Origin of the sequence: Chryseobacterium sp. ERMR1:04 (genome assembly GCF_001297705.1) — a bacterium.
Lineage (GTDB): Bacteria > Bacteroidota > Bacteroidia > Flavobacteriales > Weeksellaceae > Chryseobacterium.
Genome location: NZ_LIRF01000007.1, coordinates 181,154 through 206,393, shown reverse-complemented (window position 1 = coordinate 206,393; position 25,240 = coordinate 181,154). Strand labels below are relative to the sequence as shown.

23 protein-coding genes, 1 other RNA gene and 2 pseudogenes are annotated in these 25,240 nt (G+C 32.8%); 14 read left to right on the top strand and 12 right to left on the bottom strand.

What is annotated here, in order from left to right; translation table 11 throughout:
* The 3 genes from AMQ68_RS15645 to rpsU all read right to left on the bottom strand — a co-directional run bounded on the left by AMQ68_RS15645 (position 1) and on the right by rpsU (position 1,456).
* Positions 1-291 (bottom strand): HPF/RaiA family ribosome-associated protein, encoded by a 291-nt coding sequence (locus tag AMQ68_RS15645; RefSeq protein ID WP_054511563.1) that lies wholly within the window; start codon positions 289-291, stop codon positions 1-3.
* Positions 288-1,175 carry a tyrosine-type recombinase/integrase gene (locus tag AMQ68_RS15640; RefSeq protein WP_054511562.1) on the bottom strand — a complete coding sequence of 296 codons (888 nt, stop codon included), beginning with the start codon at positions 1,173-1,175 and terminating at the stop codon, positions 288-290. The genes AMQ68_RS15645 and AMQ68_RS15640 overlap by 4 nt, the downstream gene beginning before the upstream one ends.
* 83 nt (positions 1,176-1,258) lie before the next feature.
* Positions 1,259-1,456, bottom strand: a complete 198-nt coding sequence (gene rpsU, locus AMQ68_RS15635) for a 30S ribosomal protein S21 (RefSeq protein WP_048511861.1) — start codon at positions 1,454-1,456, stop codon at positions 1,259-1,261.
* A gap of 408 nt (positions 1,457-1,864) precedes the next feature.
* Here rpsU and ssrA point away from each other — a divergent pair.
* Positions 1,865-2,263, top strand: a transfer-messenger RNA (tmRNA) gene (gene ssrA / locus AMQ68_RS24735).
* 71 nt (positions 2,264-2,334) lie between these two features.
* Here ssrA and AMQ68_RS15630 read toward each other — a convergent pair.
* Positions 2,335-4,083: a UvrD-helicase domain-containing protein gene (locus tag AMQ68_RS15630; RefSeq protein ID WP_054511561.1), complete on the bottom strand. Its 1,749-nt coding sequence runs from the start codon at positions 4,081-4,083 to the stop codon at positions 2,335-2,337.
* 2 nt (positions 4,084-4,085) lie between these two features.
* Positions 4,086-6,185 carry an ATP-dependent endonuclease gene (locus tag AMQ68_RS15625; protein WP_054511560.1) on the bottom strand — a complete coding sequence of 700 codons (2,100 nt, stop codon included), beginning with the start codon at positions 6,183-6,185 and terminating at the stop codon, positions 4,086-4,088.
* Between the two features lie 219 nt (positions 6,186-6,404).
* On the opposite strand from AMQ68_RS15625, the gene AMQ68_RS15620 reads away from it, so the two are divergent.
* From AMQ68_RS15620 to AMQ68_RS24960, 6 genes and pseudogenes are all read left to right on the top strand, one after another.
* A complete protein-coding gene (locus AMQ68_RS15620) occupies positions 6,405-7,478 on the top strand; it encodes a DUF4238 domain-containing protein (protein WP_054511559.1) in 1,074 nt (357 codons plus the stop codon).
* 321 nt (positions 7,479-7,799) lie between these two features.
* On the top strand, positions 7,800-8,867 hold the full coding sequence (locus AMQ68_RS15615) for a DUF6236 family protein (protein ID WP_054511558.1): 1,068 nt from the start codon (positions 7,800-7,802) through the stop codon (positions 8,865-8,867).
* 138 nt (positions 8,868-9,005) lie between these two features.
* Positions 9,006-10,115, top strand: a complete 1,110-nt coding sequence (locus tag AMQ68_RS15610; protein ID WP_054511557.1) for a hypothetical protein — start codon at positions 9,006-9,008, stop codon at positions 10,113-10,115.
* Positions 10,116-10,156: 41 nt separating this feature from the next.
* Complete coding sequence (locus tag AMQ68_RS25360; RefSeq protein WP_160317995.1) at positions 10,157-10,309, top strand: TIR domain-containing protein; 153 nt, start codon at positions 10,157-10,159, stop codon at positions 10,307-10,309.
* Between the two features lie 83 nt (positions 10,310-10,392).
* Positions 10,393-10,470: pseudogene (locus AMQ68_RS25955) on the top strand (hypothetical protein); the annotation flags it as partial.
* 7 nt (positions 10,471-10,477) lie between these two features.
* Positions 10,478-10,618, top strand: a pseudogene (locus AMQ68_RS24960) (transposase); the annotation flags it as partial.
* 72 nt (positions 10,619-10,690) lie between these two features.
* Here the strand turns inward: AMQ68_RS24960 and AMQ68_RS15605 are convergent.
* From AMQ68_RS15605 to AMQ68_RS15590, 4 genes are all read right to left on the bottom strand, one after another.
* Positions 10,691-11,509, bottom strand: a complete 819-nt coding sequence (locus AMQ68_RS15605; RefSeq protein ID WP_054511556.1) for a GLPGLI family protein — start codon at positions 11,507-11,509, stop codon at positions 10,691-10,693.
* Positions 11,510-11,841: 332 nt separating this feature from the next.
* Positions 11,842-12,798 carry a beta-1,6-N-acetylglucosaminyltransferase gene (locus AMQ68_RS15600; RefSeq protein ID WP_071254863.1) on the bottom strand — a complete coding sequence of 319 codons (957 nt, stop codon included), beginning with the start codon at positions 12,796-12,798 and terminating at the stop codon, positions 11,842-11,844.
* 339 nt (positions 12,799-13,137) lie between these two features.
* Positions 13,138-13,941, bottom strand: a complete 804-nt coding sequence (locus AMQ68_RS15595; RefSeq protein ID WP_054511555.1) for an AraC family transcriptional regulator — start codon at positions 13,939-13,941, stop codon at positions 13,138-13,140.
* A gap of 73 nt (positions 13,942-14,014) precedes the next feature.
* Positions 14,015-14,911, bottom strand: a complete 897-nt coding sequence (locus AMQ68_RS15590) for an oxidoreductase (RefSeq protein WP_054511554.1) — start codon at positions 14,909-14,911, stop codon at positions 14,015-14,017.
* Between the two features lie 413 nt (positions 14,912-15,324).
* On the opposite strand from AMQ68_RS15590, the gene AMQ68_RS15585 reads away from it, so the two are divergent.
* The 5 genes from AMQ68_RS15585 to pyk are packed head-to-tail and all read left to right on the top strand — an operon-like array spanning position 15,325 to position 19,505.
* On the top strand, positions 15,325-15,564 hold the full coding sequence (locus AMQ68_RS15585) for an acyl carrier protein (protein WP_002976354.1): 240 nt from the start codon (positions 15,325-15,327) through the stop codon (positions 15,562-15,564).
* 36 nt (positions 15,565-15,600) lie between these two features.
* Positions 15,601-16,845, top strand: coding sequence for a beta-ketoacyl-ACP synthase II (gene fabF / locus AMQ68_RS15580; protein ID WP_054511553.1), 1,245 nt, complete (start codon positions 15,601-15,603; stop codon positions 16,843-16,845).
* 9 nt (positions 16,846-16,854) lie between these two features.
* Positions 16,855-17,616: a ribonuclease III gene (gene rnc, locus AMQ68_RS15575; RefSeq protein ID WP_054511552.1), complete on the top strand. Its 762-nt coding sequence runs from the start codon at positions 16,855-16,857 to the stop codon at positions 17,614-17,616.
* A complete protein-coding gene (locus AMQ68_RS15570) occupies positions 17,594-18,067 on the top strand; it encodes an IPExxxVDY family protein (protein ID WP_054511551.1) in 474 nt (157 codons plus the stop codon). Before rnc ends, AMQ68_RS15570 begins: the two co-directional genes overlap by 23 nt.
* On the top strand, positions 18,060-19,505 hold the full coding sequence (pyk, locus tag AMQ68_RS15565) for a pyruvate kinase (RefSeq protein WP_054511550.1): 1,446 nt from the start codon (positions 18,060-18,062) through the stop codon (positions 19,503-19,505). The genes AMQ68_RS15570 and pyk overlap by 8 nt, the downstream gene beginning before the upstream one ends.
* Before the next feature lie 82 nt (positions 19,506-19,587).
* Here pyk and AMQ68_RS15560 read toward each other — a convergent pair whose 3' ends face one another.
* The 3 genes from AMQ68_RS15560 to hutI all read right to left on the bottom strand — a co-directional run bounded on the left by AMQ68_RS15560 (position 19,588) and on the right by hutI (position 23,262).
* Positions 19,588-20,880 carry an aldehyde dehydrogenase family protein gene (locus AMQ68_RS15560; protein ID WP_054511549.1) on the bottom strand — a complete coding sequence of 431 codons (1,293 nt, stop codon included), beginning with the start codon at positions 20,878-20,880 and terminating at the stop codon, positions 19,588-19,590.
* A gap of 134 nt (positions 20,881-21,014) precedes the next feature.
* Positions 21,015-21,935 (bottom strand): formimidoylglutamase, encoded by a 921-nt coding sequence (hutG, locus tag AMQ68_RS15555; protein WP_054511548.1) that lies wholly within the window; start codon positions 21,933-21,935, stop codon positions 21,015-21,017.
* A gap of 103 nt (positions 21,936-22,038) precedes the next feature.
* Complete coding sequence (gene hutI / locus AMQ68_RS15550; RefSeq protein WP_054511547.1) at positions 22,039-23,262, bottom strand: imidazolonepropionase; 1,224 nt, start codon at positions 23,260-23,262, stop codon at positions 22,039-22,041.
* A 137-nt stretch (positions 23,263-23,399) separates the two neighbouring features.
* On the opposite strand from hutI, the gene ruvB reads away from it, so the two are divergent.
* Together ruvB and AMQ68_RS15540 are read left to right on the top strand one after the other, a co-directional pair.
* Positions 23,400-24,422, top strand: a complete 1,023-nt coding sequence (gene ruvB, locus AMQ68_RS15545) for a Holliday junction branch migration DNA helicase RuvB (RefSeq protein ID WP_054511546.1) — start codon at positions 23,400-23,402, stop codon at positions 24,420-24,422.
* Positions 24,423-24,622: 200 nt separating this feature from the next.
* Positions 24,623-25,231 (top strand): FMN-binding negative transcriptional regulator, encoded by a 609-nt coding sequence (locus tag AMQ68_RS15540; RefSeq protein WP_054511545.1) that lies wholly within the window; start codon positions 24,623-24,625, stop codon positions 25,229-25,231.
* The last annotated feature ends 9 nt before the right edge of the window (positions 25,232-25,240 follow it).

The window sequence follows — 25,240 nt, the reverse complement described above, 5'->3', positions numbered from 1 at the left end:
TTACGCCATTTCTTTTTTCTTGATTAGCAGCTTTTTAGCAGTATCAACACAAAGGTCTAAACTTTCTTCAAAACTTGCAGATGTCTTTTTTACGACAATATCCTCACCTGGAACAGCCAATATCAGCTCGGTCGTCTTGTTTACTTTATCTGCGTTATTCTCTACTTTTAAAAACACTTTACCTTCATGAATTTTGTCGTAAAACGTTTCAAGTTTACTCACTTTTTTTTCAATGTGTGACTCTAGTGGTTCGTGTGGAGTTAAACCAATTGATTGTACTGTGATCTTCATAATTCTTCTTTTTTAGATGCTCTTGGATGAGCCTGATTAAACACTTTTTTCAATTGTTCTATATTGGCATTCGTATAGACTTGCGTACTGGCTAGACTAGAATGTCCTAATATTTTTTTTACTTTCGATATCTCTGCCCCATTGTCTAAAACGTGTGTAGCAAAGCTATGACGCAGGATGTGGGGACTTTTCTTTTCCTTTGATGTTATAAGACTAAGGTACTTATTAACTACCACATAAACAAATTTTTCGTTGAGTTTTTTACCTTTCTTATTGACGAAAAAATATGATTTATGTTCTTCTAAAGGTTTTCTTATTTCCAAATAACGTCTAAGCAGATTCGCCAACTCTTCAGCGATGGGAATATATCTTTCTTTATTCCCCTTCCCTATAATTTTAAGTTCATTACTGCCTAAATCTACATTCTCAAATATCAAGCCACAAAACTCAGCTTTTCGAATTCCAGTCTGATATAAGACTTCCATGATGCATTTTTCTAGCACATCATCCTTTTCTTCAAAAACACGATCTTCAAGAACCTGCATTTCCTCTATAGACATGGGGATTTGCTTCTCTGCGTAAAATTTCAGGGAAGAGATGCTTTCGGTGGGAGAAATGGCTATTTCGCCTATTTTAAGAAGGAAATGATAAAAACTCCGGAGAGAAGATAATTTTCTATTGATACTTCTCTTTGAAATATTATTTTCACTGAGCTCTACAATAAAATTTCTGATTATTTTTTTATCAGCTTTGGAAACATCTTCAGAAGATTCTGTTTTAAGATAGAAATGAGAAAAATCTTCAAGATCTTTTCTATAGCTTGTAATGGTATGAGGAGAATACCTCTTTTCGAATTGTAAATATTCTAAAAATTTATCTAACATGATGAGGGCGTAAACAAAAAAATTCACTCCTCAAATATAAGTATTTAAGAAGTGAATTTAGTATGTGTTTAAGAAAAAAATTCTTAAGCCTGCTCTTCCTTGCTAAGTGCTCTTTGTTTATAAGCAGCTTTCAATCTAGCTTGTCTTAAAGTTACAGAAGGCTTGTTAAACTGTTGTCTAGATCTCAATTGACGAACCGTACCAGTTTTATCAAATTTTCTTTTATATTTCTTTAGTGCTCTATCGATGGATTCACCATCTTTTACAGGAATTATTAACATATTTTACATCTCATTTTGAATTGCAAAAGTATACATAATTTATTAAACCACAAAATTTCATCACATTTTAATTAAATATTTATCAGAAAATTACATCCTTAGATGTTCCACATTCTAAAAACTCCCCCTCTAGAAAGGCATCTACATAAAAAGGCCATTATCTACAAGAGTTTATTGGTATAGACCATCTTTAATAGAAATCATAAGAAAATCCTCATTCAACTCTTTAAGATATATATTCTTAAAAAAAATACTGCATAAATAATAGTAAAAGGTTGAGTGGTTTTCCCGATAGATTTAGATTAAATATATCCGTAAAATAATCATCAAAAATTATTATTCGCAAAAGAGATCATGAATGTTAATTGTATTTGAACAAAAAAAATTATCTTTGCAGTCTTATCTAATGGGGTTGACTGGTTTCGACAGCAAGGTCAATGGGTAAGTAAGCATGCAGAGAACCGTAGCGCGATCTCTTTAATCCCTTGCTACAAACTTTTAACTGGCAACGAAGAGTTCGCTCTTGCAGCTTAATCCGAATAAAGTAAGATTCAAGCGCTTTCCCGAAGATAGTAAGGAAGCAAGATGTCTCACAAATGCTCCGTTCTACGGCGTTTGATCCTGAGATATAGGAATGTAGAAATAAGGTTTTAGACGCTTTGGCTAAAACTCGAAAATTTCAGAAGATAAGCTGGAAGTTGGGTGTCTGCTCTCTGCCTCCAGTCGAAAACCAATAGCAGAATAAGCATGTAGAAATCTTATGTATTGCTTGTTTGGACGAGGGTTCGAATCCCTCCAACTCCACACTAAACAAAACAGCCCACTGATAATCAGTGGGTTTTGTTTTAGCTAAGTAAACATTTAGTAAACATACTTCTCTATGCCGAATTGATAACATTCCCAAATAATTTATTCAAACCTTGCAAAGCACCTTCTGATAATTCCTGAGTAAACAAAAGACATAATCTTTTTTTTGGTCTTGAGCATGCAACGTAAAATAAATTTCTATTCCTTTCATAAGCATCTTTTTTTGCAGCCGGAATATTTCCCGAATTGTACCATTCTAAAAATTGATTCCAATTATAAAGATTCCATCCTCGTCCAAAAACGACAATTACATTCTCAAATTCAGCACCCTTTACGCCATGCTTTGTAGAATACAATGTTTGATCGTCTATGTACTTTGATACATTAGTTATTTCTGTAAATGCAATCGCTCTCATTCTGGTTATTTTATCAAAAAAAACTTTATCTTCATCACTGCGGTCTTCTTCACGAAGCTTGCTAACAGTCGAATAACGAAATTCTTTTTCCTCTATCTTTCTAGAAAGCTGCGGCTTAGAAGTGCTCTTTAATAATTCAATAACTTGTCCAACTGTTCCGGTTTGGCGTAAATCAGATAATCTCACCATTGCATCATGCCAAACTTCTTTATCATGATGCTTTTTAATTCCTATCTGTTTTAAGCCTAAAACTTTTAACATTTCTCCGTATTTCTTCTTATTAAATGCTTCCCATCCAACCTCTACAACATCTGTTAAAAATGCTATATAATCATCATTCTTTTTTAAATAATCTTCAGTATCAAATACATTAGCTACATTTTGATAACCTTGTTCTGCTGCTAAAACATTATTGGTCAACATTAATATTTTCGTTTTGGTACTTGACAAATCCCAACCATTATTAGTAAGCTTTTCCTTTACAGATTCTAAGTATTTATGCGCTGTTTCTTCAGGAAGGTCATCTTTCCAATGTGATTCTTGACGACGCTCTCCTTCCCAGTTATTTGTTTGTAACACCAACAATTCTCCTTCAGAAGATGAATCATATTCATGCTGCTGTAGTTCGGGGCGAAGCCTATTTAGCATTTCAACAATATTTTTATCTGATCTAAAATTAGCTTTCTTGCCTATAATCCTAAGCTTGTCTTCATCTGCTTCTATCAAACCACATGATTCAGATCCATAAATTTTCTGCCAATGATCTCCAAAAAAACCTATTTTCGATCCTTCTCTCGTCAAAATAAATTTATCAACTATAGCATTTGCCAAATCTTTATTTGTATCTTGGTATTCATCGATCAAGATAATTGGATAATTACTAGAAAATAATTTTCTAAATTTCTTTTCATTTAAGAGTAAGATAAATAGCTTTATGACGTCATTATGATGAAGATAAATTTCCTTGTCTGTCATTTTTGGATATCCAAGACTATAAATAACCTCTTGAGATTTAAGACCAGTCTCATCAACTCTAATTTGCCATTTATCACTCAATCCACCTATTCTATTACGAAGTTCTTTTTGAAAGCCTTTTATACAATCCCATGCAAAAGCATGAATTGTGTCGGCAATAATAATAGGATGATTATCTGTTCTCGATTGGATCTCATCTTTAGCAACGTTTGTAAAAGTAATACATGCAATTCTTTTATGACTTTTCTCGTAGTCAACTTCGTATTTTTTAATTAAATACTTTAAAGCCTTAATAAGAGTATAAGTCTTACCCGCACCTGCACCTGCTTCCACTAGAAAATTTTCATTATCGTCTATAGCCTTATACACTAACTCTAGACATTCTTGTGATGCTTTTTCCGCAGGACTAATTTCATTTTCTGATGGCATAATTATTCTTCAGTTTCAGTTAACGTATTTTCTTCTGACCCTTCACCAGAGTTCTCAAAAGTTGCATTAACAACTTCTTCTATTTCTGCTACCACTTCAGCAGCAGGTGTATTGGGATTTTCAGCAAGCCATTTAAGTCCTTCAAATATATACTTTGGAGTAATCCAATCTGTTTCTAACAAAGCATACTTTAAAGCAAATTCAGACTTTTTATCATTTGAAGGGCTTTTTGATTGTGCAATTGTTTCAACTTCATCTTCTTCAGTACTTGTAATTCCAAAATTAGTTCGGTTAGCCAAGATAAGGGCTTCTTCAAAGCTTCTACCAATGGCGCTTTTCCCGTCTTCTGCAATCTGAAATGCAATTCTTCTGTAGCCAGAAATTTTTTGTTGTGGAGTTTTAGTTATACATTCTGAGAGTAAGTAATGCCCATCAGTTCCTTTAGCAAACCAATTTTTTATTCCGGCGTTGGATGTATGCGTTCCATCTTTAACAAGGGATTTAGGATATGTATTCTCAGGTGATTTAACAACTGAATCTAAGTCAGTAATTACCAGCGTTCTAAGTTCTAAAAAATCCAAAAATTTATAGAAATGATGTGCATATGCTCCACCAACTTCAATAATAGATAGATACTGCAAAGCTAATTGAAGAGCTGCTGAATCCATTGCGTCAGTTTTCGACATTAGAACAGGTAACATTATTCTTTCGGCTGTACCTTCAATCAAAATTGCCTTATCAGCAAAATATAAATCACATTTTGTTAGCGTTAAATACTTGTGAAGAAACTCCTTGTCTTCTCTTAAAACTTTTTGGTTAAATTCAAGTCTAAGATCCTTAATTTTTGTTTCTCGTTGCTCGTTTTTAGATGTTAGAAAATATCTAATAGCTTCAAATTCTGATTCATTAGCAATATGTGTTGAATGTGTTGTGACAACAAATTGAACTTGCCATTTTTTGCCATCATTTAGAGTTGCAGAAAATTGATCTGCAATTTCATGCAATTTTTTGATGAAAATTTGCTGCATTTGTGGATGTAAATGCGCTTCTGGCTCTTCAATAAAAATAATATCCAATGCGTTCGATATTGGTCTACTTTGATACTCTCTAAAGAATTCAAATAATTGAAACAAGATATAAATCAAATTCCTTGATCCTAAACCATTGTATGTCTCAGGCAGATATAAATTATCACCTTGTTTATATCGGATCTTAGTATGACTATCCAACATATTTGCTACATTAAGTGTAGTTTCAGTACTTAAATTAGGGTCGGAAAGACCTGGGTACCCAAAAAGAGATAGAGCAGGCAGTAACTTATTTACTTCCGTATTAAAATCTGTATCTACTTTTATCTGAATTTCATCAACGATTTTTTGAATTTCATCAGACTTAGTTTTCATATCTACAGGGGCGGTGGATGATTTGGATGTTTTAAAAAGTTGTGCTAAAACTTTACCCAAAACGTCCTTTTCAGAATGCGTGACATCATCTAAACCACGTTGTGCATTTATAAAGCCTGCACCCAATACAGATTTGAATTGTGAATACTCCATTAAAGAAATATTTTCTTCATCGGTAGGGTCTTGGGCTATAATTTTTGTTTCAAATAAATTAGGAATTTTCTCCTTTAAAGATTTAAATAAGACCTTAACACTTTCGTTACTACTATCAGCGATGTTTTCAAAAAGTGAGTCAACTTTACCATCTTTAAGTCCATATTTAATTACAATAACTGCAACATTACTTTCGACATCCAAGTCAATTACAAAATTTCCTAAACTACCAAGGTCAGCTAAATCTTTTGGATATTCAATTGTTATGATAATCTCAATTGAGGGAATATGACTACGAATTTCTGCATCTTCTTTTCCTTCTAATTTCGCTTGGAGTGCTTTTTTAAATCCTTCAATAGAACTAATACTAAAATCATAAAGTGAAAAAACAGGATTTTTATCTCCTATTAATCTTCGAAAAACCTCCGTTAAAGAGGTTTTCCCTGAATTATTTCGTCCAACAATTACTGTTGTACTATCTTCTAATGATAAACTTGTATTTTTAAGAAGTCGAAAATTTTTAATTTCTATCGTTTTTATTTTCATGTTAAAATTATTAGTTCTCGCCAAATTAATAAAATTTTATTGATTCTGATTCTGGAAAACCGTAATTTCACATTCAAGGAAAAAAGCATTAATTTAGTAATAAAAGGTCATCAGACAGGTGAATTATATTTTATAACCTTCATTTGCAAATTTCAATTTTTGAGAAGGTAGTATTAGCTTGCCACCCGAAACATTGAAATTAAACATTATTATAACAACATGACTGAGAAGAAAAATCAACACTATATACCAAAATTCTATTTACGTAATTCCTCATATAATGCCAACAAAAAGCAGATTGGATTATATAATCTCTTAAATCAAAGATTCATTCAAGATGCAAAATTAAAAACTCAAGGATCAAGAAATTTTTTTTACGGGAAAGATGGCGTGATTGAAGATAAACTATCTGTTTTGGAAGGGGCTTTTGCAGAGAGAATTAAAGCAATAATTGATACTCTTTTATTACCAAAAAAAAACAGTCCAGAACATATTGAATTATTAGGTTTCGTTGCTCTTACTGATTTACGAAATCCTGTTCAAATACAAGGCATGAATGAAATATTTTCTTTAGGTAGAGAAAGAATTAAAGAGATAGATGAAGATGCAAATGTAGATGAAATGTGGCCTACTTTAACACATGAAGAAAGTGTTAATATGTCTTTGTCAATGCTATCACATATGGTCGATAACATAATTGATCTCGACTTCAAAATTTTAAAAAACCAAACAGAAATACCATTTATCACTTCTGATTTCCCAGTAGTAAAGTATAATCAATATTTGGAACAAAAAAACTGGCATAATTCTAAAACTGGTTATGGTTTAGTTGGCTTACAAATATTTATACCACTCAATGATCAATTAACTTTAGTATTTTATGATCCAGCCATATATATATTGGGAACTAGCAAGCAAAATATCATTGTCATAAAAGATAAAAAAACAATAAATGATATAAATAAACTGCAAGTTGTAAATTGTTTAGGAACACTTTTTTTTAATGAAAAAGCGAGTTTAAATTATATCCTTAAACTACATCAAGATTCCATGAAGTACAACCGTGCTAATCAAAGAAATTCCAAACTTAGTTATATTGTAGGTGCTAATGAAAATCCAGAAATAATTGTTGGAGGAAAAGAAAATTTAATTATTCTAAATTCTTCGGATTGTGAAATAAAACTTAGTTTTAATGAACTTAAAATCCACTCCAATGGAAAGTCTTGGAAACTTGGATCTGCAGTCTCACAGTTTCGAAAGCATGCAATCAATATTATGGATAGGAAATCCTGATTAAATTTATCTTACTGCAGGTTTCTTCAAATATGTTCAATACTTTCTGAGAACTATCTTCGATATATTAAAATTCTGTCGATATTTTCTAATAAAATTCATACAATTTCAAACGAATTTCTGATTAAGTTATTTTTTATTTCATTTTTTTCTAGAGAATTTCTCACACAGGATTTTATCATCTTTAATTTTACAAGGCTATTCGAAAGCAATTGATCTAAAATCGTTCTATTAAAAAAGAATAAAATCAAAAATTTCTATTAAAAATATTTTTACTTTTACAATTTGTATATTTTAGTGACAACTTCAAAATCAAAAATTATGACAATACCTTTTGGAAGAGCATTGTATTATCCATATATAAATTTTCATGACCATAATTGGTTGAAATTTGCAGCATTATATTATGATGGAATTGATAGAATTGTTCCGAATGACGACTTGTTAGAAGAAGTTGATTTAATTGAAAGAATTAATGACTCAGCGACAAGTGTTGAAACTTTGTTTGTTAGAAATATAAGACCTACCAAATACGTTGACCTTATTGCAAAGGAATTTATTGAATATGCAAAAGAAGAGCTTTCAGATGAAAATAAAAGAAGTGAAATTTTTCAGAGAGTTTCACGATTTGTAAAACCAACTGATACTTATACCATACATATAGATAAAATGGGTAGAGAACTTTTAGAGGAACTACCACGGCTTAACTTATCAGTTAGAAAATTATCTTTTGAATTTGAAGATTGGCTTGAATTTGATTCAGTTACCGGTGCACTTTATATGTCTAGACTTGCAAATTGTATAGCCACACAAAAGTCTTTACCAATTGTATGTGATGATCCGAACTTCCAATCTATAGTCAGAGAAGCACAAAAAAAAAAAGTAACTACAGATTTAAGTGAAACTTTAGCTTCAATGGTTATTCAATCAGTAATTCCTAAGAACATTGAAGCTATTACTGCTAAACAAATAATTACCTTTAGAAATGATTTTAAAGACGAACGGCAACAATTTTTCTTAAATATTAATGCGCTGGTAAAAGATTTATATCAGATTCAAGACGAACAATCGCTAAGGGATGCTTTACATTTTCAAAGAGATACAATTGAAAGAGCAACGAAAGATATTGAAGGAATTTACAAGTCATTAAAAATTGATACTAGACTGACATTAATGGCAATATCTATCCCTTCTTTTGCTTCAGAATTAGGCTGGGTAGTGGCAAGTGCCGGAGTTGTTGCAGTTGCAGCAGGTAAATTGGCATTGAAGGGTATCGAATATAAGAAAACCAAAAGAAATAGTCCGTATTCTTATATTCTAACGCTTAAGAACCATCTTGATAAAGAGGATTTTGCAGAATCTCTATTAAAAGGAAAATTTATAATGTAAATATTGGAATACATCCAACATCGATCTCAGTTTCAATTAAAAAAGCAGACTTATCCTTTGTCCTTATATTTAAAATCATTGCTTTATACTTGGATTGTCCGCTCGAAATAAAAAAATAACTATTATTTATAGTAACTAATGAAGCAAAAGGAACAACAAGGTGTTATTGACGAAATAATAAAAGATTTAACTGCTGAAATAAGAATTAAAGAAAAGAAAGTTTTGCCAAAGATTGGAAAATGTTTAAACCAAAAAGAGCCATACACTACTCAGCAATTTAATGGTTTGTTTGGAGGGAAAAATAACACATTTTTAGATGTTGTCAGAACTCGATTTTCTGATTTTGAAGATTTTTACGCACAATGGTTAAAAGGTTTGATTGATAAATATGAGCATTACAGGGGTAATGATAAGCATTGGGATTCAAAACTAGGTGACGCACCTTCAGCAGTCCGAATTTATAAATTACTTCTCCATGAAGACATTCGACATTTAGTTGAAATTTTTTTGGAAAGGAATTTTTACAAGCAGTTAAATGAAAGAACCCGGAATAAGCCTAATGACAACTTATGGGCAATTTGGTTCGGATATAAATTAACATATGGTTTATTAATTGCACCTAAATTTCATTCTAATAATTGGCACAACGACAAAAGTGAAATACGACGTGTAAAATATTCATATTGGTCTATTGGTCATGTTTTTAGTGAAGGCTTAGTTGATCCTATGAATAATAAAATTTATAAAGTTAATACATTAACTGACTTTATTAATTTTTATCAAGGCATACTTAAACGATTATCTGTATCGATATATGAACAAAATTTCTACGACCTATATGTTGAATATCTGCAAAGTTCAAAAAATGTAGAAGATGAACCATTGTTAATTCCTGAATTTCGATATGCTGGAATTACTCCAAAGCATATTCACCGTCTTGACTTTACAATTTTTAATAGTCATACATCCCAGTTTACAGGTTTTGAATTAAGTCCTGCTTCAACGCATATGAAAGTGGAAAATTTGAAGTTGAAACAAAATAAGGTTAATGCAGAACTTAGCGATAAATGGGGTAAAGAAATGACTAAACGAAATGATTATTTCAAAACTTTTGATATTACAACCGTTACTTTTACTGATATTGATCTAGTAGATATAGTAAAATGCTTTGAGTTAGTAAAAGAAAAGCTTCAAGCTAGAACTACTAAAATTAACCTTAAATCACAGTTAGAAAGACTCAAAAACTAACAATATCGATAAAAATTATTATATTAAAAAACTAATCTCGTATGAAACCAGAACTTTTTATTGGATCTTCCGTAGAAGGTCTAGATATTGCTGAAGCAATTCAATCCAAACTAAATCATAACTTTAATATTAATCTTTGGACTGATGGTGTGTTTAATATTGGAAGTACTACTATAGATGACCTAATAGAGTAACTTAATAAGTCTGATTTTGGCATTTTCGTCTTTAGTGATGATGACATCAGTAAGATTAGGGGGTAGAATATTCTACCGTTCGAGATAATGTTCTTTATGAACTAGGCTTATACACAGGCAAGTTAGGAAGATACAACACTTTCATAATAAAGCCACTTTAAGCCTTTACACAAAAGATGGATTGTTGAAAGAACGTTTGCTTGGTTTGATAACGACAGAAGACTTTGCCGAAATTATGAATTGCTAATGGAAAATTCTGAAAACATGGTCAAATTATCCGCGATAAAATTATTATTGAATAAAATTTAAACAGGCTCTAATTGTTTTCATAAAATTATTTTATTTTGTTTTCCCTACTCTAAAAGGATTTTCGGGTTCCTCCTATTTAATAATATCGTATCTTAATAAATTATTATTTTTCTTTAAAGCATTTTTATTATTTTGTTCCATTGCTCTATAAAACTCGGAACTTGAAACTTCTTTTCCCTCAAGATAAAAAACTTGATTATCATTACCTGCATCACTCAACTGTCGTGAAGGTTTATCAAAATAATTTTTTATGACTGTTTTAAATTCATTTTCATTAATCTGCACTGTTTTAAATCTAAAGAAATAAGGAACTACATTTATATCAAAATGATTTAACGATTTTATTCCAATCAGATTAAATGAGATACTTTTTTTCTCATCTTCTGCTTTTATGATCAAACCAGGTAAACCTTGAAATAAGTATAGTCCGTCTTGTATCGGAATTTCAGTAGTAAACCACACCGTCCATTTTCTTTTGTACAATATTGTAGTTGCTTTTTGAGCAGAGTAACCTAAAATTTTCTCTTTTTCAGGAAGAATTTGCCATTCTAACTTCTTCTTTAAGCTTGCATTATAGTAAATAAGACAACTAGTATAAAAGTTCATCTCAAAACTTGGGTCTTTTTTTATAACTACATCTAAAAATTTTATTCCCTGATAAGGATATTTTCCCATTGGCTTTTCTTTGATTCTTACTAAAGAATCTTGTTCTAAAATTTCAGAAGCATAAAACTTTGAACCTTCTTTTCCAATATCCAGATTCAACAATTCTTTTGTCTTGATTTCAATGTGGGTGGAATCTTGTGCAAAATTATACTCGTATACAAAACGTTTATTTTGAGCTTCGGACATTAATGAAATACATAAAAAAAGAAAGATTGCTTTATACATTGACTAATGAGTATTTTACATTTAGGTTTCAAATATATTATTTTTTTTAATACACCACAATGTGAAAAAAAAACAAAAAATCAAAGTTTTGTGAAAAATTTACAATATTTATTAATGCTGATTGAGTTTTCACTATACAATCTATACGATTGTTCAAAATTTAAATAAAACTCAATATTCATACAAGCATTTAGACATTCTTAAGTATCTGTAAAGAATTAATTCCAACTATTTTACAGCCTTTTTTATCCCCTATATCCTTCCAACAAAAAAGCCCTGATCAAAACTGATCAAAGCTTATATTAAAAATAGTTCTTTATTATACTTCCTTATTAATTCAAGTGATTAAAACTTTTGCTAATACTTTTCAAATCAGTTACTTTAACTAAGGCTTTAAATGGTTCATTATACTGACTTTCGATACTGTTAATTATCTCATCGTCTACATGATCATCAAACTTTCGAGCGAAGAGATGATCTCCTTTCTGTAGAAAATCTAAATCAGTTCCAGTGAATGTTTTGGGACGTAATTTGATATCGCCATCAGGAATCCAGATAATGGCTCTTTTATCATCATTGACCAACACTCCATTAAACGAAGTATTCATTAACACTGTCTGAAAAAAAGATTCATCGGCAATCAAGGTATTTAGGTAATAATCTTCAAACTTTTTCACCTCCATACTATTACAGATAAATTCGCAACAATTTCTTGTGAGGATCATCCATTGTCCACCAATATAAGGAATCACATCTTTCATAAATCCTCTCTTGTGAGTCTTATCAGAAATACGATCTTCAGATTCTTCAAAATAATTCTCGATTCTATTCATGGTTTCAGGTCTGCTTTTTTCCTGATCATCAAATTTCATATAACTCTTTCCCTTATTTTTAGATAAAAAATCATTGATGATCTTTTGCGATTTTAAAGGATAATCTTGTCCACTAAGATTAATGAAATAATCCCATTTTGCGTTCATGTTTAGGAGATATTGCATTCCATCCAATTCGGCTTGAACCATACTATATCCGCCCCAGATTACATTTTCACTTTTAAGAATATGCACATTCGAGTATTTTTCCAGAAAAACAGTGACTTCTTCACCGATTTCAAGGCTTGCTTTTTTATCAATATGAATAAGGTAGAAATTGGAAGGTTCGTAAATCGCGGTAAAAAGTCTTTTGAACTGATCTGGCAAACGGTGTACCAAGATTAAATATGCAATACTAATAGGCTTTGTGGAAAAATCAATATGCTCATTGTTTCCGCCTAAGTAAACATTTTTCATTTTATATTATTTTTAAAATTATGAATGTTTACAACTTATTTTATAAAGTATTAATAGACATTTTTATCAATATACGATAATTAAACCAGCACTCTATTATTCATTTAATGATTAAAAATAATCCAACAAGCGATAATATCAGTCAAACCAACCACACCATTCATTTACTTGAGGACATTTTTATTATTAATGTATTTTGTAGAAAATATTAATTTCAACATAAAACGAGCTGTTTTTCACGAATCTATTTAAAAGATAATTATCGCAAAAATTATCTAATCAAAAAAAAAAATCTAAATGCTTTGGAATTATATTTTCGTCATTTAATGATGATGAAATTTAGGATACTATTTTACTCGGCGACAAACCGTATTGCTTTTTAAATACAAATGAAAAATGCGAAAGATCTTCAAACCCAAGATCCATATAAATATCTGATGCCATTTTCCCTTTCTCCAAAAGATAATGTGCCTCCTGAAGTCTTTTTTGAAGCAACCATTTTCCTGGGGTGGAATTAAAAACCTTTTCAAAATCGCGTTTAAAAGTCGCTAAGCTTCTTCCTGTAAGATAAGCGAAACGGTCTAAATGCACATTGAAGTGATAATTTTTATTCATAAAAGCTTCAATATCCATTTTCCCGGGCTCATTAAAATCAAATAAAATGTTTTTTAATTCCGGATCATATTGAAGTAACAAAATGAGCAATTCTTTTATCTTTAGTTCTACCAAACGTTGATCAGAAAAATGATCGGACAATTGATAGACCAATAAAGAATCCATAAAACTTTTTAACAAATTATTTTCCTGAATCAATAATAAGGGTTGATTCCACTGCTTCTTTTCGCAAGTCAATCCGTATTCCAAGCTGAAATCTTTTAGTATTTGCTGATCAAGATGAATTGATAATGACTTGAAATCACCATTTGCAGGAGGTATTTTTGTGAATTTCAACAACTGATTTCTTCTTAAAAACCGTATCGAACCATCGGTAGTTGAATAATCATTAACTCCATCATTGAAAATCAGATCTCCAGCGATTTGGTAACTTAATACATGATCGGAAACAAAATGCTCGCCCTGCCTGCTGAGCTGGGTGTAGCAGGAATAAACAATATTTTCCAGATTTTCTCTTGTTGATTTCATGTAATACAAATATAATTAAAATCAAATGATGAGGTTACAGAAATTCATCCCCAACCCCATCATTCGTACCTACTTATTCTAGCTTAATCCCTTTATGTGCTAAATATTGTTTTCCAAATTCAGACTTAAAAACATTTACGGCTTCGTCATGATCTGTAGAAACAGTAACATCCAGCCATTTTTCAAATTCTTCTTTTCTATTCTCGTCAGCCATTTTTAAAATAGTAGCAGCCTCACTTCCCAAAACCAAATGAACGGGCGGATTAGGATGATTTACTAAATCAACCATTACCTTTGCCGCTTTTGCAGGATCACCCATTGGAAGGAACTTTCCTGATGTTAAATATTGTTTGATACCTCCAACCGTCTCTTCATATCCTTCCACATCTTTTGCAAAACTCATCGAAGGGCCAGCCCAATCGGTACGAAAGCCTCCAGGTTCAACAGAAGTTACTTTAATTCCTAAAGGAGAAACTTCTTTATTTAAAGACTCTGAAAAACCACTAAGTCCAAATTTCGCCGCCTGATAAATAGAAAGTCCGGCATTTCCTACCCTTCCACCAATAGAACTGATTTGTAAAATACGTCCGGAACGTTGTTTACGCATATATGGCAATACCGCTCTCGTAACTTCTATGGGAGCAAATAAATTAACTTCCAGCTGACTTCTCACTTGTTCATCCGTAAATGCTTCAGTAGCGCCTGTAATTCCGAAACCTGCATTATTTACCAAGACATCAATTCTTCCGAAATGGTTGATTGCCTCTGCAACTGTAGAATAAATCTGCTCTTTGATCTGTACATCCAACTGCAAAGCCAATAACTGATTGGGATATTGTTCTGATAACTCTTTTAATTGTTCAGGATTTCTGGCAGTCGCAACCACATAATCTCCTTTTAATAATACTTCTTCAACAAGGCTTTTTCCCAACCCCTTTGAACTTCCTGTAATAAACCAAACATTTTTCATTTTTATTGAATTTTATATTGATACAAATTTCCATCAAATCACAACACATTCACTTTGTTAAAAAGCTCAACTTTACTTTGTCAAAAGAGTCATGAAAAAAAATATTTTGCCTTAAAAAAGTGTTATCAAGAATAAAAACCAACATAAAACTTCCATCAAAAAAGATTTTACGACCGTAAAAAAACCATTTTCGCCCAAAAACTAAATCCATCTACACAGATAGATAGGGGATATTATTTATTTAATTATCTAAGCATGAAAAATATTAAAATATAACCCCCTGAAAACGAAAAGACTAAATCTCCCAGCTTTAAAATAAGAATAGTCTACCCACAAAAAAGACTAAAAAAATGTTTTATCGTAAAGAATTTTATATATTTGCAGCATCTAACAATTAAAAAAAATAATTTACTATGTCAGACATTGCATCAAGAGTAAAAGCTATCATCGCTGATAAGCTTGACGTTGAAGAAACAGAAGTAACTCCTGAAGCTAGCTTCACTAACGATTTAGGAGCTGATTCATTGGATACAGTTGAACTAATTATGGAATTTGAAAAAGAATTTAACATTCAAATCCCTGATGATCAAGCTGAAAAAATTACTACTGTAGGGCACGCTATCGCTTATATCGAAGAAGTAGTAAATAAATAATATTCTCTTCAACAAAAAAGAAAATTTAAAAAGTTTATGGAATTAAAAAGAGTAGTTGTAACCGGTTTTGGCGCAATAACACCGATTGGAAATAATGCAAAAGAATACTGGGAAAATCTTCTTAAAGGTGAGAGCGGTGCTGCTCCGATTACTCTTTTTGATGCCAAAAACTTCAAAACAAGATTCGCTTGTGAGGTGAAAGATTTTGATCCGTTGCAACATTTCGATAAGAAAGAAGCAAAGAAAATGGACCGAAATACTCAGCTTGGAATGGTGGCTGCCAGAGAGGCAGTTGCACATTCTAGAATCATGGAAGACAATGTGGATAAAAACAGAGTCGGCGTAATTTGGGGTTCCGGGATCGGAGGTTTAGAAACTTTTGAAACAGAAGTTTTAGGATGGGCAAATACAGAAATACCTAGATTTAACCCATTCTTTATTCCTAAGATGATCGCAGATATTACTCCTGGACACATCTCTATTGAGTATGGGTTCCACGGACCAAATTATACTACTGTTTCTGCTTGTGCTTCATCTGCGAATGCCATTATTGATTCAAAAATGCTGATCCAACTAGGAAAAGCAGACGTGATTGTATGCGGAGGCTCTGAAGCAGCCGTTACAGCAAGTGGCGTTGGTGGATTTAATGCAATGATGGCTCTTTCTACAAGAAACGAGGATCCTAAAACAGCTTCAAGACCTTTTGATAAAGACAGAGATGGCTTTGTATTAGGTGAAGGTGCAGGAACAATTATTCTTGAAGAGTATGAGCATGCGGTAAAACGTGGAGCAACAATTTATGCAGAATTAAAAGGTGGCGGTATGAGTGCAGATGCACATCACATGACGGCACCACATCCTGAAGGTTTAGGAGCTTATTTAGTAATGAAAAATTGCTTGGAAGATGCAGGGCTAACTGCTGATGAAGTAGATCATATCAACATGCATGGTACATCTACTCCATTAGGAGACGTTGCAGAATCTAGCGCAATTTCAAAATTATTGGGAGAGCACGCTTACAACATTCAAATCAATTCTACAAAATCAATGACAGGTCACCTTCTGGGTGCTGCCGGAGTTATTGAAGCTATTGCTGTATTGGGGACTATTATTCATGGTATTGTTCCTCCTACCATCAACCATTTTACTGATGATGAAAAGATCGACAGCAGACTTAATTTTACATTTAACGAAGCTGCGAAGAAAGATGTAAAAGTAGCCATGAGTAATACTTTTGGATTTGGTGGGCACAATGCTTGCGTTCTATTTACGAAAATCTAAATTTACTGAATGGAGTTACAGAAATACTTTTCTAAATTCCTTCTCAAAAAAAGAAAAAGAAAATTATCGGAAAGAGATTCATTTCTTAGTACTCACCTGAATCAGGTGCTTGGTGCTGAGGTGCAAAATGTTGACCTTTACCGTGAAGCTTTTTCTTTAAAAAGCTCTTCTAAAAATCAAGACAGTAACTACGAGAGGCTTGAATTTTTGGGAGATTCTGTTTTGGGTACAATTATTTCTTGTCATTTGTTTCAAGCATATCCTCATGCTAATGAAGGATATTTAACGCAAATGAAATCTAAGATTGTTAATAGGAAAAATCTTAATAAATTAGGCGAAGACTTAAAACTTACAGATCTATTACTAAAACAAAACTCTGTAGCGTTAGGTGAGAATATCTCCGGAAATTTATTTGAAGCATTAATCGGTGCTGTTTATCTAGACTTTCAGTATGAAACTTGTAAGAGAATCATCTTGGAAAGACTTTTAACGCCATCCGAAATCAATAAGCTTGAAAATAAAATTGTAAGCTACAAAGGTCTTTTGCTCGAATGGAGCCAGAAGAAAAAAGTGAATATAAAGTACGAAACTTGCGAAGAAGCCCAAGTAAATAAAGCAATCGTGTTCCGATGCCATGTGTGGCTTGGAGACGAGAAAATTGCAAATGCTTCGGAAACTTCCAAGAAAAAAGCAGAAGAAAAGGCAGCGCAGAGGGCATTTTATATTTTAAACAAAAAAGAGAATATACTTGGAAATTCAAAAACTATATGATCTAGACGATACAGAATTTGAAGATATTGCCATAGGATTGGTAAGATTAGCCAAAAATGTACCCGATCATGAGTTTTTTTACAAAATAAATCAGATTAACGACCTTAATTTTTCCAGAAAAAAAGATTGGATCTTTCATGGTGCGTATTATGATTATTATTTTTCAAGATTTGAGGCATACCACAAGTTTACAAAGACTTGTTTTACTTTCATTTCCAACAAATCATCCGAAAGTAGAGAAAAAAAATCACAAACTGAGCTCTTCACAGAAGAACAGAATGTTAAATTTTTATTAAATAATCAGGTAGATGTGGAATATATTCTGCATAGTTCGGAACAGTTTACTGATTTTTCCGTAATTTTGCTCCCTGAAAATCTTGTTTTTCCAATTCAAGATTACACACTAAGTTCTGACGAAGAACTTTATCAAATTATCCAGTATTATGAATAAGCATTTAAAGAAGACAAAAATTATCGCAACACTTGGGCCGGCTTCATCATCGAAAGAAGTAATGTTAGGACTTATGAGAGCAGGTGTTGACGTTTTTAGAATAAATTTTTCACACGCAGATTACGACTTGGTTCGTACTAATATTGATACTATTAGAGACCTAAATAAAGAACACGGATATTCTGTAAGTATCTTAGGAGACTTACAAGGTCCGAAACTAAGAGTAGGCGTTGTAAAAGAGGGATCTTATCTTAATCCTGGAGATATTCTAACTTTCACCAATGAAAAGATTGAAGGAGATTCTACTATCGTTTATATGACGTACCAGCAATTTCCTCAAGATGTAAATGTTGGTGAAAAAATCCTTATTGATGATGGTAAACTTATGTTGGAAGTTATTGAAACCAACAAAATAGATACCGTAAAAGCAAAAACAATTCAAGGGGGACCTTTAAGTTCTAAAAAAGGGGTAAACCTTCCTAATACAAACGTTTCTCTTCCTGCACTAACGGAAAAGGATATTCAGGATGCTAATTTCATGCTAGACATGGAGGTTGACTGGATTGCTTTATCATTCGTTCGTCATGCTCAAGATATTATCGACCTAAAAGATCTTATTAAAAAGCATCCAAACGGGAAATTCAAAACACCGATCATTGCGAAGATTGAAAAACCTGAAGGGGTAAAAAATATCGACGAAATTCTATTAGAATGTGACGGTTTGATGGTTGCTCGTGGAGATCTAGGAGTAGAAGTTCCAATGGAAGAAGTTCCTGCCATTCAGAAAAATTTGGTTGAAAAAGCAAGATTCTATTCTAAACCGGTTATTATCGCAACTCAAATGATGGAGACGATGATCAACAGCTTAACACCAACAAGAGCGGAGGTAAACGACGTTGCCAACTCTGTATTGGACGGTGCTGATGCAGTAATGCTTTCAGGAGAAACTTCTGTAGGTAGATATCCTATTCAGGTGGTTGAAAATATGGCTAAGATTGTATTGAATATTGAGAAGACTAGCTTCTATCAACACAAGAATGAGCCTATGGAAAAAGACTACAACTGTATTGATGAGAGATTCATCACAAACAGAGTATGTCTTGCAGCGGTTAGAATTGCAAAAACAACAAACGTTTCAGCGATTGTTACTTTAACGCATTCTGGATATACAGCTTTCCAACTTTCTGCACACAGACCCAACTCTCATATCATTGTTTACAGTGGAAACAAAAGAGTAATCACGATGTTGAACCTTCTTTGGGGAGTTCGTGCTTATTATTACGATATGAAAAAACCTACGGATGAAACTATTATTCAGGTAAACATGTTGACGCATAATCACGGTTATATTGAAACTGGAGATTTCGTAATCAACATCAACGCTACTCCATCTTATGAAGGTGGTAAAACGAATACATTAAGATTGACTACGGTTTAATCTCAATCATACAAAAATAAAAACTCTCGAGAATATCGAGAGTTTTTTGTTTTATATATGGGAAGTGTAATTATTTAAAAGATTAATTCCCAACAATTGTTTTAGCCGTCACAAACTCCTTTAAAGCATGCAAAGAAAGTTCAGTTCCATATCCTGAAGACTTTGTTCCACCAAAAGGAAAACGAGGGTCAGAACTTGTCATTCTGTTGATATTTACTGTTCCTGATTCTAAGTTTTCAATGAAAAATAATTGACGTTCTTTATTGTTGGTCCAAACTGAATTAGAAAGTCCGAAAGGAATATCATTGGCCATTTGCAAAGCCTCATCATCCGTTTTAGCAATCATTATCATTCCTAATGGTCCGAATAGTTCTTCCTGAAGAATAGGATTACCTTCTTGTACTCTTATTAACCCAGGATTGAATTCAGTATCCGAAATCCTTTCTAATGGAATAATGATCTCGGCACCATTTTCTAACGCTTTTTTAAATTGATTTTCCAGATCATCTGCTAAATCAGGTCTTGCCATTCCGCCAATCATGGTTTCCTTATCCATCGGATCTGCAGGAATGTATTTTTTATATTCTTCGATAAATTTCGGAAGAAACTCATCTTCTATTTTCTCATCAATAATAAATCTTTTTGCAGCAGTACAAGTTTGTCCACAATTTTGGAGTCTTGATTTTACTCCTGATTTTACAGCTTCGTCCAAATCTGCATCATCAAAAATAATAAAGGCATCACTTCCTCCTAATTCAAGTAATGATTTTTTGATATTTAAACCTGCTATGGAAGCCACTTCACCTCCAGCTTTCCCGCTACCCGTAAGACTTACTCCTTTTACTATTTCATGCTCAAGAATTCCTCTTACTTCTGTATGGCCAACTTCCAGATTTTGGAAAACACCTTCTGGAAAACCTGCTTCTAATAATACTTCTTCAATTGCATTACCGCTTCCAAAACAAATTGAGGCGTGTTTCAGAACAACTGTATTTCCCGCCAACATTGCAGGAACAGCAAATCTCAATACCTGCCAGAAAGGAAAATTCCAAGGCATTACTCCTAAAATAACCCCTTTTGGAACATAATGAACTTCAGAATACGTAAATTCAGAATCAATTTTTTCTACTTTTAAAATATTTTCTGCATCAGCATAATAATTCATCATTAACGCACATTTCTCCACCTCAGCAATAGATTGTGAAATGGGTTTATTCATTTCTGTGGTAATGATAGCTCCAAATTTTGCCGCATTATTCTTTAAAATTTCAGCACCTTTTCTGATTAATACTTGTCTTTCCTCAAACGACATCTTTTTCCAACTCGAAAAAGCCAAGTCAGCTTTAATAAGCTTGTTTTCAATTAATTGTTCCATAACGTAATTCTCAATTTAAATTCAAATAATGAATTTATAAATGCTTTTCTTTTAAAAGCATGATGAAAGCAACAAAATTTGTTCCTTTATATTAAATAAAATAATGATTTTTTCTATTGAATCAATAAGTTTTGTTATACCATAAACCATTCATTCATCAAGCAAGAGGCTAATCTTGCCGTTCTATCCTGAATATCATAGCTTGGATTAACTTCTGCTACATCCAACGCAATCAATTTAGGATTTTTTAAAATATGTCTGTAAAAATGCATAAACGTAGCATCAGCAAAGATTCCATTATAAGCAGCTGCCGAAACACCCGGCGCAATAGAAGCATTAAAAATGTCCATACAAATAGTGAGATAAGCAAAATCGACTTCATTTAGTAATTCATCGATTCTTTGATAAATGGAAGAAAGATTTTCAAAAAACAATTCATCTGCCAGAATATATTTCATTCCGTATTGATGGGCAGTATCAAATAATTTAAGGGTATTAGAATTTCTCTGAATTCCGATATGTAAAGAATTGATCTCCCCTTCTTGAGCAATCTGCCAAAATCCGGTTCCGGAGCTCGCCCCTACACCATTTTCAGGTTGTCTATTATCAAAATGAGCATCGATATTAATGATTCCTATCTTTTGTTCCGGATAAGCCGTTTTCACTCCTAAATAATGGGCATACGTTACTTCATGACCTCCACCAAAAACAAGTGATTTCCCACCTTTCAAAAGAACTTTTGAAATATTCTTAGCAAGCGTATTTTGAGTCTCTTCTAAATTCCCATCCTCACAAGTTACATTCCCAAAATCAAGCAATGTAAAGTCAGGAAGAATTACAGGAAAATTAGACATATTTTTTCTGATAATATCCGGAGCATCTTTAGCACCCAATCTCCCTTTGTTTCTTCTAACTCCCTCTTCCACAGCAAACCCATGTAAAACGAAATCATTAGTTGAAATAGTATCGTAATTATTTTCTTCTTTTACTCTCTGAAAAACTCTGTGGAAAAGAGCTTCTTCTCCGTCAAATCTACCTTGCCAAATATTGTTCATATTCCATTATGTTTTTAAAGTAGTGTGGCTTCAAAATTCTAAGCCACCTAAAGTGATTTTCAACATTGATTGGCGACTTAGACTCTCAAAGTCACCATGAGGTTTAAAACTTATGTCCGTCAATATAAATATGCTCAGCCTTTAAGCTCCCTTGATTGTATAAAACATTTTGGAAATTATTTGTTTTAAAAGTAACAAAGTCTGCTTTCAAACCTTTTTCTAATTTCCCTCTGTCGTCCAAACCAAGTGCGAATGCTGAACGGAAAGTCATTCCCGCTAAAACCTCAGCTGTAGTCAATTTTTCAAAAGTGGCTAAGATGGAGGCTTGGGTAATTAAATTCCCCATCGGCGCTGAACCGGGATTCCAGTCACTCGCAATGGCTAATATCGCACCTGCATCCAATAATTTTCTCGCAGGCGTAAATTTTTCTCCCAATCCTAAACTCGCGCCCGGCAATGCTGTAGCAACCGTATCGGATTTTGCTAAAAACTCAATATCTTCATCAATCGTAGCTTCCAAATGATCTGCAGATTTTGCTCCAACTTCCACCGCAATTCTTGAACTTCCAGCGGTAAATTGATCTGCATGTACCGTAATTTCAAAACCTAGCTTTTTAGTTTCAAGTAAAAAAGCTTTACTTTCCTCAGGTTGAAAAGCAGATTTCTCAATAAAAATATCCACTCGCTTGGCTAAATCTTCTTCTTTTACTTTTGGTAAAATTTCAGTGATGATATAGTTCAGGTATTCTTGGTTACTTCCTTCAAAATCTCGTGGCTTTAAATGCGCTGAAAGACAAGTCGGAACCAAAGTAGCTTTCGTTTGTGCTTGTGCTTTTTTAATCATTCGAAGCATTTTCAGCTCGTTTTCTACATCCAGTCCGTATCCGCTTTTTACTTCAATGGTAGTAATCCCCAAAGAAATCAAAAAATCAATTCTTTCTAATAAGGTTTTTAGTAATTCCTCTTCAGAAGCACTTCTTGTATGCTGAACAGAACTCCAGATTCCACCACCACTTTCAGCAATTTCCAAATAGGTTTTGCCTGCATTTCTCATCGCAAAATCATTCGCACGATTTCCACCAAAACAAATATGCGTGTGAGAATCTACAAAAGCAGGAAGAACAATTTGTTCACCTTCTATTTTTTCGATCTCTATATTTTGATTTTCTGCTTTTAATTCTTCAAAATTTCCAATTTTTTGAATTTTATTATTGTCAATTAAAATTCCGCCATCTATGATGATCTCTATTTGTTCGTCTGACAACTTTCCTCTTAAAGGAAGGTTTGCAAGTGTTACAACTTGTTTGAATGGTCCTATTAATTTCATTTGCTTATCCTAAAAATAGGTTTAAAATTTTCAACCAAAAATACTCAAAAAATATCTTTTACGCTTCATTTTTTACTTTAAGCTTTACCTCAACCTAAGTCTAAATTCCCTATCTTTGAAGTAAATGAAATGAATTAATGCCAGATTTTTTACATCCAGATAAAGAAAACTACTCCCACGAAGAGCTTATACAGGAAGAACAAATTCGTCCCCAGAGCTTTAACGATTTTGCCGGACAGAGAAAAACCTTGGAAAATCTTGAAGTTTTTGTTACTGCTGCAAAAAAACGTGGCGGAGCTCTTGATCATGTTCTATTACACGGCCCTCCAGGTCTGGGTAAAACAACTTTAGCCAATATTATCGCCAATGAATTGGGCGTAAACTGCAAAATAACCTCAGGTCCTGTATTGGATAAACCTGGAAGTTTAGCCGGTTTATTAACTAACCTTGAAGAAAATGATGTCCTTTTTATTGATGAGATCCATCGTCTTTCTCCTATTGTAGAAGAATATTTATATTCTGCTATGGAGGATTATAAGATTGATATTATGCTGGAAAGCGGTCCTAATGCGAGAAGTGTCCAAATTGGCCTGAATCCATTTACATTAGTAGGTGCAACAACCCGAAGCGGAATGCTGACAAAACCAATGTTAGCAAGATTCGGTATTCAAAGCAGATTGGAATATTACTCTATTGAGCTTTTATCGATGATCATTATCAGAAGTTCAAGAGTTTTAGGAGTGAAAATCTACGAAGATGCTGCTCTTGAAATTGCAAGAAGAAGCCGTGGTACTCCCAGAATTGCCAATGCTTTACTGAGAAGAGTTCGTGATTTTGCTGAAATAAAAGGGAATGGTGAAATCGAAATTAATATTACGAAATACGCCTTAAACTCTTTAAATGTAGACGAATTCGGACTGGATGAAATGGATAATAAAATTATGCGTGTCATGATTGAAAACTTCAAGGGGAAACCTGTTGGAATTTCAGCCTTGGCAACATCCATCGCGGAAAATCCTGAAACGTTGGAGGAAGTGTATGAACCATTCTTGATTCAGGAAGGATTCATCATTCGTACCCCAAGAGGAAGAGAAGTTACAGACAAAGCATACAAGCATTTAAATATTGCTATCCCTAGAAATCCCGGAGAATTATTCTAGGTTTAAGTTTTTTAACCGCAAAAGGCACAAAAGATTGTAGCACATAAGTTTTAAGTTAAAAGTAAACTGAATAAAAGAACACATAAATTTGGAAAACCTGTGATTTTCTTCTCATGTGAACTTCATATTTTCAAAATTTCATCTGCTAAAAACTTATATGTTTATAAATTTTGTGATTAAAATAAAGTATAAGAAAATTTATGTTTATCCCTAAATTATACAAAAGCGAAGATTATGAATTGATGAAAGAAATCATCAAAGAGAATTCTTTTGCTTTACTTATTTCTTCAGTCGAAAAGATCAGAGCAACACATGCAATGATGATGCTTAATGAAGATGATCCTGAAAATATTTATATTGAATCTCACTTTTCCAGAGCTAATCCACAAGCGAAGACCTTAAAAGATGGCGATGAAGTTCTGTGTGATTTCCTTGGGGCACACACGTACATTTCCAGCAGTTGGTATGAGCAGGTGAATGTTTCAACCTGGAATTATGAAGCAGTTCAGATCTACGGAAAGGTAGAACTAATGAATCAAGAAGAACTTTACAATCATCTTGAAAAGTTAACCTCAAAATATGAGACTTTCCAGAAGTGCCCAATGTTTGTAGACAAGATGGGTCGAGAGTTTGTAGAAAAGGAAATGAAAGGAGCTTTTGGTATAAAAATAATTCCGACCGAAATATTTATTAAGCAAAAACTTTCTCAGAACAGAAAGGAAGCAGACTTTCAAAATATTATTTCCAATCTTGAAAATTCAGACGAGAATGGAAAAAAAATCGCTGAAAAAATGAAACTCATTAAATAGATCTCAGAA

Bases quoted from the DNA above. Each gene is read 5' to 3' on its own strand.
- rpsU (WP_048511861.1), bottom strand. From the start codon at position 1,456: ATGTTAATAATTCCTGTAAAAGATGGTGAATCCATCGATAGAGCACTA.
- AMQ68_RS15600 (WP_071254863.1), bottom strand. From the start codon at position 12,798: ATGAAAAATGTTTACTTAGGCGGAAACAATGAGCATATTGATTTTTCC.
- fabF (WP_054511553.1), top strand. From the start codon at position 15,601: ATGGAATTAAAAAGAGTAGTTGTAACCGGTTTTGGCGCAATAACACCG.
- AMQ68_RS15645 (WP_054511563.1), bottom strand. From the start codon at position 291: ATGAAGATCACAGTACAATCAATTGGTTTAACTCCACACGAACCACTA.
- AMQ68_RS15630 (WP_054511561.1), bottom strand. From the start codon at position 4,083: ATGCCATCAGAAAATGAAATTAGTCCTGCGGAAAAAGCATCACAAGAA.
- hutG (WP_054511548.1), bottom strand. From the start codon at position 21,935: ATGAACAATATTTGGCAAGGTAGATTTGACGGAGAAGAAGCTCTTTTC.
- AMQ68_RS15560 (WP_054511549.1), bottom strand. From the start codon at position 20,880: ATGGAACAATTAATTGAAAACAAGCTTATTAAAGCTGACTTGGCTTTT.
- AMQ68_RS15620 (WP_054511559.1), top strand. From the start codon at position 6,405: ATGACTGAGAAGAAAAATCAACACTATATACCAAAATTCTATTTACGT.
- AMQ68_RS15615 (WP_054511558.1), top strand. From the start codon at position 7,800: ATGACAATACCTTTTGGAAGAGCATTGTATTATCCATATATAAATTTT.
- AMQ68_RS15595 (WP_054511555.1), bottom strand. From the start codon at position 13,941: ATGAAATCAACAAGAGAAAATCTGGAAAATATTGTTTATTCCTGCTAC.
- AMQ68_RS15610 (WP_054511557.1), top strand. From the start codon at position 9,006: ATGAAGCAAAAGGAACAACAAGGTGTTATTGACGAAATAATAAAAGAT.
- AMQ68_RS15605 (WP_054511556.1), bottom strand. From the start codon at position 11,509: ATGTATAAAGCAATCTTTCTTTTTTTATGTATTTCATTAATGTCCGAA.
- AMQ68_RS15540 (WP_054511545.1), top strand. From the start codon at position 24,623: ATGTTTATCCCTAAATTATACAAAAGCGAAGATTATGAATTGATGAAA.
- pyk (WP_054511550.1), top strand. From the start codon at position 18,060: ATGAATAAGCATTTAAAGAAGACAAAAATTATCGCAACACTTGGGCCG.
- ruvB (WP_054511546.1), top strand. From the start codon at position 23,400: ATGCCAGATTTTTTACATCCAGATAAAGAAAACTACTCCCACGAAGAG.
- AMQ68_RS15625 (WP_054511560.1), bottom strand. From the start codon at position 6,185: ATGAAAATAAAAACGATAGAAATTAAAAATTTTCGACTTCTTAAAAAT.
- AMQ68_RS15640 (WP_054511562.1), bottom strand. From the start codon at position 1,175: ATGTTAGATAAATTTTTAGAATATTTACAATTCGAAAAGAGGTATTCT.
- hutI (WP_054511547.1), bottom strand. From the start codon at position 23,262: ATGAAATTAATAGGACCATTCAAACAAGTTGTAACACTTGCAAACCTT.
- AMQ68_RS15590 (WP_054511554.1), bottom strand. From the start codon at position 14,911: ATGAAAAATGTTTGGTTTATTACAGGAAGTTCAAAGGGGTTGGGAAAA.
- AMQ68_RS25360 (WP_160317995.1), top strand. From the start codon at position 10,157: ATGAAACCAGAACTTTTTATTGGATCTTCCGTAGAAGGTCTAGATATT.
- AMQ68_RS15585 (WP_002976354.1), top strand. From the start codon at position 15,325: ATGTCAGACATTGCATCAAGAGTAAAAGCTATCATCGCTGATAAGCTT.
- rnc (WP_054511552.1), top strand. From the start codon at position 16,855: ATGGAGTTACAGAAATACTTTTCTAAATTCCTTCTCAAAAAAAGAAAA.